The 14,469-nt window shown below is 72.1% G+C and carries 12 protein-coding genes; 7 read left to right on the top strand and 5 right to left on the bottom strand.

What is annotated here, in order from left to right; all coding sequences use genetic code 11:
- The gene (locus tag BU204_RS02240; protein WP_075123803.1) at positions 1-735 is read right to left on the bottom strand and encodes an SGNH/GDSL hydrolase family protein; all 735 of its coding nucleotides are present in this window, start codon (positions 733-735) and stop codon (positions 1-3) included.
- A 271-nt stretch (positions 736-1,006) separates the two neighbouring features.
- Here BU204_RS02240 and BU204_RS02245 point away from each other — a divergent pair, with 271 nt between their 5' ends.
- The 4 genes from BU204_RS02245 to BU204_RS02260 all read left to right on the top strand — a co-directional run bounded on the left by BU204_RS02245 (position 1,007) and on the right by BU204_RS02260 (position 5,871).
- Positions 1,007-2,320 carry a GDSL-type esterase/lipase family protein gene (locus BU204_RS02245; RefSeq protein ID WP_075123804.1) on the top strand — a complete coding sequence of 438 codons (1,314 nt, stop codon included), beginning with the start codon at positions 1,007-1,009 and terminating at the stop codon, positions 2,318-2,320.
- Positions 2,321-2,423: 103 nt separating this feature from the next.
- Positions 2,424-3,359 (top strand): alpha/beta hydrolase, encoded by a 936-nt coding sequence (locus BU204_RS02250; protein WP_233159034.1) that lies wholly within the window; start codon positions 2,424-2,426, stop codon positions 3,357-3,359.
- Entirely contained in the window at positions 3,356-4,453 is a 1,098-nt protein-coding gene (locus BU204_RS02255) for an alpha-hydroxy acid oxidase (RefSeq protein WP_075123934.1), read from the top strand. Before BU204_RS02250 ends, BU204_RS02255 begins: the two co-directional genes overlap by 4 nt.
- Positions 4,450-5,871 (top strand): aminotransferase-like domain-containing protein, encoded by a 1,422-nt coding sequence (locus BU204_RS02260; protein ID WP_083660932.1) that lies wholly within the window; start codon positions 4,450-4,452, stop codon positions 5,869-5,871. The genes BU204_RS02255 and BU204_RS02260 overlap by 4 nt, the downstream gene beginning before the upstream one ends.
- Positions 5,872-6,224: 353 nt before the next feature.
- Here the strand turns inward: BU204_RS02260 and BU204_RS02265 are convergent, their stop codons facing one another.
- Entirely contained in the window at positions 6,225-7,169 is a 945-nt protein-coding gene (locus tag BU204_RS02265) for a 3-oxoacyl-[acyl-carrier-protein] synthase III C-terminal domain-containing protein (RefSeq protein ID WP_075123805.1), read from the bottom strand.
- Between the two features lie 107 nt (positions 7,170-7,276).
- Here BU204_RS02265 and BU204_RS02270 point away from each other — a divergent pair, with 107 nt between their 5' ends.
- Positions 7,277-7,651, top strand: coding sequence for a PaaI family thioesterase (locus tag BU204_RS02270; RefSeq protein ID WP_075123936.1), 375 nt, complete (start codon positions 7,277-7,279; stop codon positions 7,649-7,651).
- Positions 7,652-7,661: 10 nt separating this feature from the next.
- Here BU204_RS02270 and BU204_RS02275 read toward each other — a convergent pair whose 3' ends face one another.
- Both BU204_RS02275 and BU204_RS02280 read right to left on the bottom strand, forming a co-directional pair.
- Positions 7,662-8,948, bottom strand: a complete 1,287-nt coding sequence (locus tag BU204_RS02275; protein ID WP_075123806.1) for an MFS transporter — start codon at positions 8,946-8,948, stop codon at positions 7,662-7,664.
- The gene (locus BU204_RS02280) at positions 8,945-10,519 is read right to left on the bottom strand and encodes an AMP-binding protein (protein ID WP_075123937.1); all 1,575 of its coding nucleotides are present in this window, start codon (positions 10,517-10,519) and stop codon (positions 8,945-8,947) included. The genes BU204_RS02275 and BU204_RS02280 overlap by 4 nt, the downstream gene beginning before the upstream one ends.
- Before the next feature lie 206 nt (positions 10,520-10,725).
- On the opposite strand from BU204_RS02280, the gene BU204_RS02285 reads away from it, so the two are divergent.
- Positions 10,726-11,691: a hypothetical protein gene (locus BU204_RS02285; RefSeq protein WP_143229261.1), complete on the top strand. Its 966-nt coding sequence runs from the start codon at positions 10,726-10,728 to the stop codon at positions 11,689-11,691.
- Here the strand turns inward: BU204_RS02285 and BU204_RS02290 are convergent.
- On the bottom strand, positions 11,633-12,658 hold the full coding sequence (locus tag BU204_RS02290) for a LacI family DNA-binding transcriptional regulator (RefSeq protein WP_075123808.1): 1,026 nt from the start codon (positions 12,656-12,658) through the stop codon (positions 11,633-11,635). The two genes, BU204_RS02285 and BU204_RS02290, sit on opposite strands and share 59 nt — an antisense overlap.
- Before the next feature lie 170 nt (positions 12,659-12,828).
- Here BU204_RS02290 and BU204_RS02295 point away from each other — a divergent pair, with 170 nt between their 5' ends.
- A complete protein-coding gene (locus BU204_RS02295; protein WP_075123809.1) occupies positions 12,829-14,463 on the top strand; it encodes a glycoside hydrolase family 13 protein in 1,635 nt (544 codons plus the stop codon).
- Positions 14,464-14,469: the final 6 nt, after the last annotated feature.

The following is a 14,469-nucleotide window of genomic DNA, read 5'->3' on the forward strand; positions in this document are numbered from 1 at the left end:
TCACCGACGGCCGGTGCGTGCCCCCCGGACCGCGGCGAGGTGGGCCCCCAGCACCCGCACGGTCTCCGCGAGCGCTATCGCGTCTCCGCGTGCGTTGACGTGCCTCCCGTCACCGCTGAACAGGCCGGGATCGGTGGCGGCGGGGTGCGCGGTGAGGTTCACGTGCAGCGTGCCGAGCTCCGCCGCGACGGCCGCAGTGTGCTCGGACAGCGTCTCCATCCGCCTGCGCAGCCCCGGGCGAAGCCAGTCGGCGATCGCGGGGGAGGGGGAGTAGGAGACGTTGTAGAGCCCCACCGTGATCACGTCCGCTCCCGCCGCCCGCAGCGCGGTGACCATCGTCCGCAGCTGGGCGTCGACCGACGCCGGACGGTAGGTCGCGGGGAACGCGTCGTTGGCACCGCACACGACGAGCGCGAGGTCCGGCCGGAACTCCAGCGCGGGACCGAGCTGGCGGGCCGCGACCTCCCGGGCCCGCAGGCCCCGGTGGCCGAGGTTGAGGTACACGAGATCCGGCGCGGCGGCGGCCAGCTCGTGCGCGACGCGGTCGGCGAGCTGTGCGCTGCCGTAGCCGGGAACCGGCTCGGAGAGTCCTTCTGCGACGCTGTCGCCGAGGACGGCGAACCGCCGCCAGGGGTGTCCGGCGAGCAGCCGCGCACTCTCCCCGGAACGCAGGCAGTAGGGATCCGCCGACTCGCGCGACGGCTCGCGACAGGAAAGGTGGCGGTCGTTATCCATGCCCACTCCGCTCGTTCATTCGGCGAAATCACCCGCAGCGGCCAAGAGTCGATTCGGGACGCGAGGGTACCGGTCGCCTTCGAGCGGTACTAGTGACCCGTTCGCGTTGTGTGCCAACGAAGAGGAAGGTCGCAAGAATAGTGCGGATGGATCGGGACGACTGCTCTGGTCGTACGAACACACTGGACCCGTTCGCGAACATGATTGACCACGAATAGAAGTGCCGGCTACGTTCCGGACCCACTCAAGGATTTGCTGGAGGTTCCACCGAATGAACATCCCGAGAAAATGGCGGTCGCGGTCGCTGATCGCCACGGGGCTGCTTGCGGCTGTCACGTCGACCGTGCTCGTCGCCGGCGCGGGTGCGGCGTCCGAGGGGCGACACGGCGTGTCCCGGGACTGGACCGGCAGCTGGGCGGCGGCCGTCACCCGGGGCAACCTGAGCGGCTCGTCGTTCGTGGGCCTGAACAACCAGAGCGTGCGGATGATCGTGCACGGCTCGGTGGGCGGCTCGAAGGTCCGGGTGCGGCTCACCAACCTCTACGGCGAGAAGGCCGTCACCGTCGGCCGGGCCACCGTCGCGAAGCCGAACACCGCGACCCCCGAGCTGTCCGACGTGGACCCCTCGACGCTGCGGGAGCTGACCTTCGGCGGCTCGGCCTCGTTCGTCATGCCCAAGGGCGCGGAGCTGCTCAGCGACCCGGTCGACCTCCGGGTGGGCAACGACGAGGACCTCGTGGTGAGCGTCTTCCTCCCCACTCCGACCGGTCTGACGACGTTCCACTCGACGACCCGGCAGAACAACTACATCGGCCCCGGTGACCTCGTGAGCGACCCGGGTGGGGCCGGCTACACCACCCAGCGCACGTGCTGCTGGTTCTTCCTGGCCGGTGTGGACGTTCTCCGCGACAACGGCGCGGGCTCGGTCATCGTGTTCGGCGACTCGCTCGCCGACGGCCACGGCACCACGTTCAACGGCAACATGCGCTGGCCGGACCAGCTGTTCGACCGGTTGCAGCGCAAGGTGCACCGCAGGGACCTGCCCGGCGTGCTGAACATCAGCCGGGGTGGCGCACGGCTGAACCACGACGGGCTCGAGCCGGGCGACGGCGGCTTCCCCGGGTTCCCCGAGCTCGGCGACAACGCGTTCTCCCGGCTCGACGAGGACGTCTTCTCCGAGACCGCGGCGCATGCGGTGGTTCTGGACCTCGGCATCAACGACATCTGGATGAACAACGACTCCGCCGACGCGGTCATCGCCTCGATCCGCCAGCTCAACCAGCAGATCAGGCAGCGCGGGTACACCGTGCTCGTCGGCACCCTCGGGCCGTTCGAGGGCCTCAACGGCGGCACGGCTCTGGTGTGGACGCCGGAGAAGGAGGCGACACGCCAGGCGGTGAACGAGTACCTGCGGACGCACCGCCACGAGTTCGACGCGGTCGTGGACTTCGACAAGGTCCTCAGCGACCCGGCGAACCCGAGCAAGCTGAAGCCGGAGTACGACTCGGGCGACCACATCCATCCGAACGACCTGGGTGCCAAGGCGATGGCGGAGGCCGTCCCGCTGCACCTGGTCGTGCGCTGACCGGTGGCGGGCCCGGTGGCCCCGTACCACCGGGCCCGCCACCACCCGGGTGGCGGGTCTCCCGCCACCCGGGCCCGGCGTCCTTCCGACGACCACGGAGGCCATGGTGCCGCTTGACCCACAGGTCGCCGCGATGCGTGCGGAGCGCATGGCCCGCGGCGCGACACCCCTGTACGAGATGACGCTCGCGCAGGCGCGTGCCGCGGACCTGGCGGACATCCGTGCGGCCGGCGGGGACCCCGAGCCGGTGTTCGAGGTGACCGACGCGACGTTCCCGGGCCCAGCCGGCGAGCTGCCGGTCCGCCTCTACCGCCCGTCCGCCGACCGTCCACTGCCGACGCTGGTGTACTTCTTCGGCGGGGGCTGGACCCTGGGCGGCATCGACACCTCCGACGGGGTCTGCCGGGCGCTCGCGAACGCCGCCGGCTGCCTGGTCGTGACCCCGGGCTACCGGCTGGCGCCGGAGCACCCGTTCCCGGCCGCGACCGACGACTGCCTCACCGCGCTGGGATGGGTGGCGGAGAACGCGGACGCCCTCGGAGCCGACCCCGCCAGAGTCGCCGTCGGCGGCGACAGCGCGGGCGGCAACCTGGCGGCTGTGGTGGCGCTGCAGGCCCGGGACCGCGGCCTGCCGCTCGCCGCGCAGCTGCTGGTGTACCCGAACACCTGCTACCGCGCGGACACCGAGTCGCTGCGCGACAACGACGACAGGTGGATGTTCAACCACCACTCGGTCGACTGGTACTGGCGCAACTACCTCCCCGACCCCGAGGCGGGCCGGGACCCGCGGGTGTCGCCGCTGCTCGCCCCCGACCTGTCCGGGCTGCCGCCCGCGCTGGTGATCACCGCGGAGTACGACCCGCTGCGCGACGAGGGCGAGCGCTACGCCGAGCGGATGCGCGCCGCGGGGGTGGCCGTGGAGCTGACCCGCTACGACGGAATGGCGCACGGGTTCTTCACCATGTCCGGGTCGCTCGCCGACGCGCGCCGGGCCCTCGACCAGGCGGCGAGGTACCTGCGGGAGACCCTGTGGCGATGACCCGTGAGCAGGCGCCGAGCCTCGCCGACGTCGCCCGGCTCGCGCAGGCGCGGCTGCCCCGGGACCTGTGGGACTACGTCGCGGGTGGCAGCGGTGCGGAGACGACCCTCGCGGCCAACCGGGCCGCGCTCGAGGAGGTGTCGATGCTGCCCCGGGTGCTGACCGGAACCCGCGCACCCGACCCCGCGACCCGCCTGCTCGGCTCGGCGGCCGCGGCCCCGTTCGCCGTGGCACCGATGGCCTACCAGCGCCTGCTGCACCCCGACGGCGAGCTCGCCACCGCCGAGGCCGCGGCGGCCGCCGGCGTGCCGTTCGTGGTGAGCACGCTCAGCAGCGTGCCGGTCGAACAGATCGCGAGGACCGGCGCCACCACCTGGTTCCAGCTCTACTGGCTGCGCCCACCCGGTCTCGTCGAGTCCCTCGTGGCGCGGGCCGAGGACGCGGGCTGCGAGGCGTTGGTGGTGACCGTCGACGTGCCGGTCATGGGACGGCGGCTGCGCGACGTGCGCAACTCGTTCGCGTTGCCCGACGACGTGGTAGCGGCACACCTGGCCGACGGCGCGGCGAGCCGCGCCCACGAGCCGGTCCCCGGGGAGTCGGCGATCGCCGCGCACACCGCCGCCACCTTCGCCCCCGGCCTGGGCTGGGCCGACATCGCACGGCTGCGCGCCTCGACCTCGCTTCCGCTGGTGCTGAAGGGGATCCTCGACCCCCGGGACGCACTGCTTGCCGAGGAGTCCGGTGTGGACGCGGTCGTCGTGTCCAACCACGGCGGCCGCCAGTTCGACGGCGCGGCCCCGAGCATCGCCGCCCTGCCCGCGGTGGCCGACGCACTGGCCGGGCGAGTCGCGGTGTACCTGGACAGCGGGATCAGAACCGGCACCGACATCCTCCGCGCGCTGGCCTGCGGGGCCGAGGGCGTCCTCGTCGGCAGGCCGGTGCTCCACGGGCTCGCGGTCGACGGCGCGCGAGGTGTCGGACATGTGCTGTCCCTGCTGGCCGAGGAGCTCCGCGACGCGATGACGTTGGCCGGCTGCGCCGACGTCGCCGCCGTGCGAGCCCTGTCCACCGTTCGAACTGTGAGGACCCGATGAGCGTCGCCGACCTGCCAGGAGCGCTGCCCGAGGACCGGCCGGCCGTCGTCCTGGCACCCGTCACCGAACTGCCGCCGCCGCGGCCACCCGTGTGGACGGACCTCCGCGCCGAGGACCTGCACCCCTCGCTGGAGGATCCGGCGCTGACGTCGATGAACCTCCTCAACGAGGTCGCGAACCACTACCCGGACGCGGTGTCGTTCGCCGCGGGCCGCCCCTACGAGGAGTTCTGGCGGCTCGACGACGTCCCCCGCCACCTCGCGCGGTTCAGCGAGCACCTCCGGACCGACCTCGGGTACGGCGAGGAACGGGTGCGCAGGACGTTGTTCCAGTACGGACGCACCAAGGGGATCGTGCACGACCTGGTGGCCGCCAACCTGGAGCTGGACGAGGGGATCTCCGTCGACCCGGAGTCGGTCGTGGTCACCGTCGGCTGCCAGGAGGCGATGGTCCTGGTGCTGCGTGCGCTGCGGTCGGGACCGCGGGACGTGCTCCTGGCCGTGTCCCCCACCTACGTCGGCCTCACCGGGGCGGCGCGGCTGGTCGACATGCCGGTGCTGCCGGTGGCGAGCGGCGAGGCCGGCGTCGACCTCGACGACCTGCTCGCCCGGATCCAGGGCGCGCGTTCGGCCGGCCTGCGGCCGCGCGCCTGCTACGTCATGCCCGACTTCGCGAACCCGTCGGGTGTCAGCATGTCGGAGAAGACGCGGCGGGCGCTGCTGTTGCTGGCGCGCGAGGAGGACTTCCTGCTGCTGGAGGACAACCCGTACGGCCTGTTCCACGGCGGCGAGCGGGTGCCGACCTGCAAGGCACTCGACGAGCACCGGCGCGTGGTCTACCTGGGCTCGTTCGCGAAGACGGTGCTGCCGGGCGCCCGGGTCGGCTACGTCGTGGCCGACCAGACCGTCACCGCCGGGGACGGCACGGTCCGGCTGCTGGCCGACGAGCTGTCGAAGATCAAGAGCATGCTGACCGTGAACACCTCGGCACTGGCCCAGGCGGTCGTGGGTGGCGCGCTGCTCGAGCACGGGTGCAGCCTGCTGCGTGCCACCCAACCGGCGCGGGCGGTCTACACGGCCAACCGCGCCCGGCTGGTCGAAGGGCTCGCCGCCCGCTTCGGCACCGGGTCCCCGGTCGGCTGGAACGTGCCGGGTGGGGGGTTCTTCGTCGTCGTCACGGTTCCCTTCCCGGTCGACGACGCGCTGCTGACCCGCTCCGCCCGCGACTACGGCGTCCTGTGGACGCCCATGCACCACTTCTACGACACGGCCGGGCAGGGCAGGGACGGCCCGCGGTCGCTACGCCTGTCCTGTAGCGCGCTGACCCCCGAGCAGGTGGACACCGGCCTTGACCGGCTGGCCCGCCTCATCACCGACGAGCTGGCGAGAACACCTCGCCGTGCCGACCGTTTCCCGTGAATTGTCGTCCCCGCGGAATTACCGCCCACCGAGGGTGACGGTTTCTCAGCAAAAACAGGCAGTGGGCCCGCGCCGTGCTTTCGCCCGGCGCGAGCCCACTGTTTATCGACTAGCTGCTGACGCCGGCGCCGGCCTCGAGCTCGCCGCCGCCAAAAGCACGCTCCGCCTCGGCGCCGCCGAAGGCGATTTCCGCCTCGCCGCCACCGAAAGCGACTTCACTTCCACCCATGGTCAGTTCCTCCTTGCAAGAGGGGACAATACGAACAGAGTATCTATAATGGAGCCTGCCACCACAAGCTGCATTCGCCCATATTTGATGCGCCGAATGCCGACTGAGGACTGGTGCTAAGAGTTCAGTGTTCGAGAACCATTGCCGAGAAGATCGCGCCGTATCCCGCCGATACGACGAGATAGCGGTCACCCGCGCTCAGCAACCCATTCTTGATGGCGGTGCGGTAGTTCAGGAACGTGTCCGCCGCGAACGTGTGGCCGATCAGGGGCACGTTGTCCAGCAGCACCACCGTCGGCGGCAGGCCGAGCTCCCGGCACACCTTCCGCCAGGAGCGCGTGTTGACGTTGTGCGGAAGGACCAGCCGCAGCTCGTCGACGCGCAGCCCGGCCCGTTCCGCGGCGGCGCGGATGACCTGGCCCATCAGCGGGGTGTACTCCCTCGCGAAGCGCTCCGCGTGGTCGGCGCGGTCGGCGCGGTCGGCCGCCCAGTGGTCCAGATCGCCGCACTGCAGGGTGACGTAGCTCAGCACGCGGTCGCGCGGTCCGTCCGCGGACACCAGGCAGGCGGCCGAGGCCTCGCCGAAGATCCGGGCCTCCGGCCGCAGCGACTCGTCCAGCGTGAAGACCTGCTCGCCCGCGACGATCAGCGCGAGGGCGTCCGGGTCCCCGTCCGCGGTCAGCAGCCGCCCGGCGACGTCGATGGCGAGCAGGCCGGCCGCGCACCCGTGGTGGCCGACAGCGAACGCGGTCGCCGCACGCAGGCCGAGCAGGTCGCACAGCTCCGGCAACGGGTTCACCGGATGGGGCAGGGACACCGGAACCGTGCGCGCGTAGAGCAGGTAGCGGACCCGGTCGGCGCGACCAGGCAGCGCGGAGAGGCCGTGTGCTGCCTGGGCGAGGAGGTCGAGGAGCGTCTCGCCCGGCTTCTGGCGCCGGACCTCGGAGTAGCCGTAGGAGCGCCGCAGGGTGTCCAGGGTGGAGGGTGGGAGGCGCCAGTCGGCCAGGAGCTCCTCGAGGGGAACCCGGCGGTCGGGCAGGTATCCGGCGATCTCGCGGAGCGCGGTCATGACGTTCGCGTTCGGCGGCGTGCCGTGGACGGTCGGCGTACTACTGTCGGCGGGTGACGAGTGAGCGCAGAGGTCATTTCTGGGACGCTGTGGACGGTCGTGCGCCGATGCCAACGGCGACGAGAACATTGGGGTGGTCGCTGATCCGGGCCTACCCCGAGCGGGGCGAGATCGAGGTCTCGTTCGAGGCCACCGACGACTTCCTCAACCCGGCGGGCTCGGTACACGGCGGCTTCCTCACCGCCATGCTGGACGACACAATGGGACCCGCTCTGGCCGCCACGCTGGACCCCGGCCTGCTCGCGGTGACCCTCGAGCTCAAGACGAGCTTCCTGCGGCCGGCCAGGCCGGGGCGACTGGTGGGTCACGGGCGCGTCCTGCGCAGCGGTGGCACCATCGCGTTCCTCGCCGGCGAGCTGCTCGACGACACCGGGCAGGTGGTGGCGGTCGGGTCGGCGACCGCACGGATCGTGCGCGGCTGAGCCGCCGCGCTCAGCGTTCGCCGTCATTCCCGTCATTCCCGTCGTTCCCGGTGTCGGCCAGGGTGGGGGCGCCCTTGCGGTAGCGCAGCAAGGGAATCATGGTGATCAGCAGGCACAGGGATCCGGACAGGAGGATCGTCGGCGTGAGTCCCAGGCCGGCGACCGTGAGCCCGGCGAGGGTGCCGCCGACCGCGAGGCTGCTGCCGGTGACCGCGCTCACCATGCCGAACACCCGGTTCTGCAGCTCGACCGGCACGCGGGCGTAGAGCATGGCGCCGAGGATCGGCCGGATCGCCGCCTGGGTGACGCCACAGAGCACCGAGACGACGAGCACGACGGCCAGGCTGTCGGTCAGGCCGAGCGTCAGCTGCCGGGGCGCGACGCACAACACCAGGCTGACCGTGAAGGTCAGGTACTGCGGGAGCTTCGGGCCGACAATGGTGAAGGCGATGTTCCCGACGATCGCACCGCAGGCGAACGCCCCGAGGATGAGGCCGACCGCGGGCACGGCGCCGAACCGCTCCTGGACCCACAGCGGCACGAACACCGCGTAGTTGGCGACGGTGAACAGGTTGACCACCGCGGTCATGGCGAGCATCCCGACCAGCAGCCGGTCCTGCCGGAGGTGGGCGGCGCCGCGCCGCAGGGCGGCGAGGTAGCGTTCGCCGGCCGCGGCCCGGCGGTCCGGCATGGTCCCGGCCGGGGGATGGACGAGCAGCCCGACGAGCACCGCGGACAGGGTGAAGCTCGCGGCGTCGAACCAGATCGCGCCCTGCGGTCCCAGCAGGAGGATCAGCAGACCGCCCAGCGGGGCGGCGGTCACCATCGCGAGGTTGCCGGTCCCGTCGTAGATGGCCGTGGTCCGGATGATCTGCATGCCCGCGGCGTCGCTGACCGGTCGGAGCAGGACGTGCTGGGCACGGCCGGCGACACCGGAGAGCGCGCCCTTGACCGCGACCAGCGCGGCGAGCGGGAGGAACCCGATTTCCGGCGTGGCCGCGACCGCCGCCATCGCCAGGGCCGAGGTGAGCTCGGCGACGATCATCGTGCGCCGGATGCCGAACCGGTCGGTCAGCGGGGTGGCGAACACCCCGGCCAGGAGCGCCGGGAACACCGTCGCCGCGGAGATCAGGCCCATCTTGGCCGCGCTGCCGGTACTGGTGAGCACCAGCCACGGCACGGCAACCGTCGTCACCACGCTGCCGAGCATCGAGACGACGTGTGCTCCGAGCAGCGCGGCGAGCCCGACCCGACCGGCGGTACGGCTCGGGCCGGACGCCTCGCTGACCGTGCTCAATCCGCCGCGCTTTCCACCAACGCGTGCTCGGCCGCGTACCTTTCGCGCAGCCGCCGGGTGTTGGTCTTGCCGCTGCCGGTCCTGGGCAGGTCGTCCACGAAGTCGAACGAGCGCGGGGTCCACACCCAGGTGAGCTTCTCGGTGACCAGCTCGGCGAGCTCCTGCTCGCTCACCGTGGCGCCCTCGGTGAGCACGACGTAGGCATGGGCGGCCTCGCCGAGCTTCGGGTGCGGTACGCCGATCACCGCGGCCGCCCGGACCTGTGGGTGGGTGCTCAGCGCGTCCTCGATCGCCCGGGGGAAGATGTGGTGGCTGCCGTAGGTCGTGATGATCATGTCGCTGGCCCGGCCGGTCAGGTAGATGTAGCCGTCGTCGTCGACGTGGCCGAGGTCGCCGGTGCGTACCCAGCCGTCGACGAGCGTCTCCGCGGTCTGCTCCGGCCGTCCGATGTAGCCGGCGAAGTTCAGCTTGCTGGCCACCCACAGCTCGCCGGTCTGGCCGGGGGGCAGCACCGTGCCGTCCTCCCCGCGGATCTCCAGCCGAACGTCGCCGTAGGCCGGCCCGCAGGAGCTGATCCGGTCCGGCCGGCTCGGGTCGTCGCCGACCCCGGGGAACGCCGAGATGAACGGGGACTCGGACAGGCCGTAGGTGATGCGCAGGACCGGGCCGAGGCGTTCTCGGGCCTGGCGCAGCCGGACCGGGTTGGTCGCCGCGGTGCCGACGCTCAGCACGACCATGGCGGACAGGTCGCGCTTGTCGATGTCGGGATGGTCCAGCAGCTCGTAGAGCATCAGCGGGGTGATGAACGTCGAGTTGACCTGCTCCCGCTCCACCAGCGCCAGGAACTCTGCGGCGCGGAAGAACCGCGAGACCAGCAGCGTGCCGCCGGTGAACAGGTACAGGAAGGCCGAGGTCTGACCGGCCACGAACCACATCGGCGTCACGGTGAGGTGGCGGTAGCGCGGCTCGCCGGCGGCGACGACGTGCTCGGCGAGCGTGAGGACCTGTTCGTACAGGTTCGCCGTGTGCAGCAGCGGTTTGGGTGTTCCGGTGGTACCGCTGGTCTGGAAGACCGACTCCGGTTCGCCGGTCGCCGTACGCGGGTCGAACGGGGCGGCGCCGACGGGACGTGCGGTGAGGACGTCCGGTCCGGCGCCCCCGGGTCCGACGCAGAAGACCGGGACTCCCCACCGGTCCACGATGTCCCGGCCGCGTTGCTCGTGCACCGCGACCTCGTAGAGCACAGCGTCGGGCCGGACCTGGTCGAGGTAGGCGTTCATCTCGGTGGCGGAGCCCGCGTTGGACACCCACGCCGTCCGGCACCCGAGCAGGTGCAGGGCGAGCTGGATCATCGGCGCGTGCGGCGGATAGCCGAGCAGTACCGCCACTGTGGAGCCCGGCCGCAGTCCCATGTCGACAAGGTTTGCCGCGATGTCGAGCACGGCCGCGCGCACCTCGGCATAGGTGAACCGGCTCTCGCCGTTCACCAGGGCCTCCCGGTCCGCGTACCCGGCGAAGAGTTCCAGTGCCCGCAGCACGTAGTCCGGTCGGGAGGCGGGCAGGGGGTCCATGACGTACTCCAGGTGCACCTCGGTGACGAGCCGGCGAATGCTAACTCCGCGGAGGCGTCGTTTTTCCCAGCGCTGACAGGGTTTTCCGGCAATCGGCTGAACGGGTCAGCGACCTGCTCCCGGGTGGCGGAACACGTTCGCACCGCCGCTGCCGGTGTGCCGCCGGCGGGTACCGTTCGCCACCAGAACCTGGGAGGGTCAGCGGAATGCGCGGAATGTTCGTCGCCGGCCCGCCCAGCACGGGCGACGGAGGACGGCTCCGGGTACACAGCGCGGCGGCCCGGACGTTCGACGAGCCGACCGGCCAGGCGCTCAACCCGACACTGCCCGGCTACCTCGCCGACCTGACCGCTCCGTACGGGGTCGCGGTGCGCGCGGACCTCCTCGAGCTGGGTGTCGGGCACTCCTACGGCGAGATGTGCCTGCCGCTGCTCGCCGAGCTGGTGTCCGAGGAGCGGCCGGCCGACCTGCTCGTGCTGGCCACCGACATCCCCGACGCCCGGTTCGGTCGTGCCACCGCGACGGTGCTCAGCTCCCACTGCGCCGGTGCCCCGCTGGGGTTCACGGTGTGCGACCAGGGGGTGCTGGCCGCGTTCACGGCGCTGCACGTCATCGGCGGCTTCGCCAGCACCGGCGGCGCCCGGCGGGCCGTGCTGCTGGTCGCCGAGCAGCCGATCGTGTACCACGAGCTGCCTGTGCCCACGCAGGTTCCAGGCCGGGCCGTGGCGGTGGGCGTGGTGCTCGAGACCGCGGGGCCAGGGGGAGGGGTGTCGGTCCGCCGGCACCCGAAGCCGGCCCAGGACGGCGTGGCGGAGGTACTGGCCGCGGAGGTGGCCCGGCTCTCCGCCGACGGCCCGCCGCCGACCGTGGTGCTCGGCAGCCGGCTGGCCGAGCTGGTGGGGGACCGGGGCCTCGCCGGGGACATCCGGGCGTACCGGGGAGACCAGCCGTTGACCGGTCTCTGGCTCGAGCTGGTCCGCGGGCTGTCCGGCTGGCGGGAGGCGGGAGGGCGGGTGCTGCTCGCGGACTACGACCCGACACCGGGGTACCTGTTCTCGGCCGCCATCCGGTTCGACGGGCCGCCGGAGGAGCCCTCGTTCTCCTCCGCCGGGCTCACCCGGCCGGGACGCGAGCCGTCGACTCGCGTTCGACCAGGCGGACGTCGAGGGTGACCGCGGCCGAGGGGCGCTTCCCGTGCCGCACGGCGGCGAGGAGCAGGTCCACGGCGTTGGCCGCCTTGCCCGCCAGGTCCTGGGCCACCGTGGTGAGCTTGGGCGTCACGTAGGCGCTGAGGTCCAGGTCGTCGAAGCCCACGACGGACACCGCCGCCGGCACCGGGACGCCGGCCCGGGCGAGGCCTTCCATGACACCGATCGCGAGGATGTCGGCGGTGGCGAAGACGGCCGTCGCGTGGGGGTGGGACCCGGGCAACCGGGCGCCCAGTGCCACCCCGTCCTCGTGGGTCGTGTTGGCGGTCTCGACCAGGCTCTCGTCCCACTCGATGGCGGCGTCCGCGAGGGCCGCGCGGAAGCCGCGGAATCGTTCGTGGACCACACCGACGTCGGTGAAGGCCGGGCCGGCGAAGAGGATCGCGCGGTGGCCCAGGGCGATGAGGTGCGTCGTCGCCAGCCGGGCGCCGGTGAAGTCGTCGGAACGCACCCCGGTCGTCAGGGGGTTGCCCGAGTAGCTGTCGATGGCTAGGACCGGCACCCGTCCGAGCGCGCCCCGGCTCAGCCGGTCGATCTCCTCGTCGAGGAAACCGAGCAGGATCGCCCCGTCCAGGCTCCAGGACCGCAGTGCCTCGGGCACCTCGGCGGGATCGGCGATACCACGCAGCAGCAGGTGGTAGCCGCGCTTGCGCAGCTCGCGTTCGATCTGCCCGAGGATCGCGGTGTTGTGCGGGCTGAGCGTGAGGCTGTCCTCGTCGGCGGCCGGGACGAGCAGCCCGACGAGGCGGGAGGTGCGGGCGGCGAGGCTGCGGGCGGAGGCACTGGGGACGTAGCCCAGCTCCGCGACGATGCGCTGCACGCGGTCCACGGTTTCCGCGGACACCCGGGCGTGGTTGCCGTTCACCACGTTGGAGACGGTCATCATGCTCACGCCGGCGGCGTTGGCGATGTCCTTCAGCGTCACCCGCATCCGTGCTCCCCCCGTTGCTCGCCCTGCCCAGCGTAGAAGCCGCGCACGCATTGACACCCGCGCGGCAGGCGGTCTAACCTCCGCGATAGTAAGTGTAGCGCTAAACCTGTATTGACCAGCGCCGACTCGGCGCCGGGTCTTCCACATGCGCGGGTGAGGAGAGCGGAAAGGTGACGACGGGCGAGGGCCGGACGGCCGGACAGTGGTGGCGCGACGCGTTGATCTACCAGGTTTACCCGCGCAGCTTCGCCGACGCGAACGGCGACGGCGTCGGCGACCTCGCCGGCGTGGCCGCCCGCCTTCCCTACCTCCGGGACCTCGGCGTGGACGCGATCTGGTACACGCCGTGGTACGTCTCGCCGCAGGCCGACGGCGGCTACGACGTGGCCGACTACCGGGCGATCGACCCGGCCCTGGGAACCCTGGAGCAGGCCGAGGCTCTGCTCGCGCAGGCCGCCGACGTGGGAATCCGCACGATCGTCGACGTCGTGCCGAACCACGTCTCCGACGAGCACCCGTGGTTCCGGGCGGCGGTGGCGGCCGGCCCCGGCTCGCCCGAGCGGGAACGGTTCTGGTTCCGTGACGGCCGCGGTCCCGGCGGGGAGCTGCCGCCGACCCGGTGGACGTCCAGCTTCTCCGGCGGAACCTGGACCCGCGTCCCCGACGGCCAGTGGTACCTGCACCTGTTCGCACCACAGCAGCCCGACCTGAACTGGAACCACCCCGACGTCCGCCGCGAGCACGAGGACGTGCTGCGGTTCTGGTTCGACCGCGGGGTGGCGGGCATCCGCGTCGACTCCGCCACGATGCCGGTCAAGGACCCGGCGCTCCCGGAGGTGCCGGAGTCCTACGCCGCGGGCGAGCACCCGTTCCTCGACCGGGACGAGCTGCACGACATCTACCGCGGCTGGCGCGCGGTCGCGGACTCCTACGCCGAGCCCAGGGTGCTGGTGGGGGAGATCTGGCTCGACGACCGGCACCGATTCGCCCGGTACCTGCGACCCGACGAGATGCACTCGGCGTTCAACTTCGACTTCATGATGCGCCCATGGGAGGCCAAGCAGCTCCGGGAGTCCATTCAGTCCACACTGGACGCCCACGCGCCGGTCGGCGCCCCGCCGACCTGGGTGCTGTCCAACCACGACGTCACGCGTCCGGTCACCCGCTACGGGCGCGCGGACAGCTCGTTCGGCTTCGCCGCGAAACGCTTCGGCACCCCCACCGACCTCGTTCACGGAACGCGCCGGGCCAGGGCGGCGGCACTGCTCACCGCGGCGCTGCCCGGGGCGCTCTACCTGTACCAGGGTGACGAGCTGGGACTCCCGGAGGTCGAGGACCTCCCGCTCGAGGCACTGCGGGACCCGATGCACTTCCGTTCGGAGGGCCTGGATCCCGGGCGGGACGGCTGCCGGGTGCCCATCCCGTGGACCCGCTCCGGCCGGTCGTTCGGGTTCGGGCCGGAGGACGGGGACGCGCCGACCTGGCTTCCCCAGCCCGCCGGCTGGGGCGCGCACTCCGTGCAGGCGCAGGACGGGGATCCCGGCTCCATGCTCACCCTCTACCGCAGCGCGCTGGCGCTGCGCCGGTCCGACCCGGCGTTGCGCGGGGAGTCGTTCACCTGGCTGGACGTCGGCGATGGCGCGGGAGCGGAGGTGCTCGCCTTCGCGCGCGGCGACCTGCTGTGCGTGGTGAACCTCGGCGCCGATCCCGTTCCCCTGCCCACTCACCGCCAGGTGCTGTTGACCAGCGCCGAGCTGGACCGTGACCGCTTACCCACCGACGCCGCCGCCTGGCTGCGCGCCTGAACCTGG

The organism is Actinophytocola xanthii (genome assembly GCF_001921205.1).
Lineage (GTDB): Bacteria > Actinomycetota > Actinomycetes > Mycobacteriales > Pseudonocardiaceae > Actinophytocola > Actinophytocola xanthii.

Bases quoted from the DNA above. Each gene is read 5' to 3' on its own strand.
- BU204_RS02240 (WP_075123803.1), bottom strand. From the start codon at position 735: ATGGATAACGACCGCCACCTTTCCTGTCGCGAGCCGTCGCGCGAGTCG.
- BU204_RS02245 (WP_075123804.1), top strand. From the start codon at position 1,007: ATGAACATCCCGAGAAAATGGCGGTCGCGGTCGCTGATCGCCACGGGG.
- BU204_RS02250 (WP_233159034.1), top strand. From the start codon at position 2,424: ATGGTGCCGCTTGACCCACAGGTCGCCGCGATGCGTGCGGAGCGCATG.
- BU204_RS02255 (WP_075123934.1), top strand. From the start codon at position 3,356: ATGACCCGTGAGCAGGCGCCGAGCCTCGCCGACGTCGCCCGGCTCGCG.
- BU204_RS02260 (WP_083660932.1), top strand. From the start codon at position 4,450: ATGAGCGTCGCCGACCTGCCAGGAGCGCTGCCCGAGGACCGGCCGGCC.
- BU204_RS02265 (WP_075123805.1), bottom strand. From the start codon at position 7,169: ATGACCGCGCTCCGCGAGATCGCCGGATACCTGCCCGACCGCCGGGTT.
- BU204_RS02270 (WP_075123936.1), top strand. From the start codon at position 7,277: ATGCCAACGGCGACGAGAACATTGGGGTGGTCGCTGATCCGGGCCTAC.
- BU204_RS02280 (WP_075123937.1), bottom strand. From the start codon at position 10,519: ATGGACCCCCTGCCCGCCTCCCGACCGGACTACGTGCTGCGGGCACTG.
- BU204_RS02285 (WP_143229261.1), top strand. From the start codon at position 10,726: ATGCGCGGAATGTTCGTCGCCGGCCCGCCCAGCACGGGCGACGGAGGA.
- BU204_RS02290 (WP_075123808.1), bottom strand. From the start codon at position 12,658: ATGCGGGTGACGCTGAAGGACATCGCCAACGCCGCCGGCGTGAGCATG.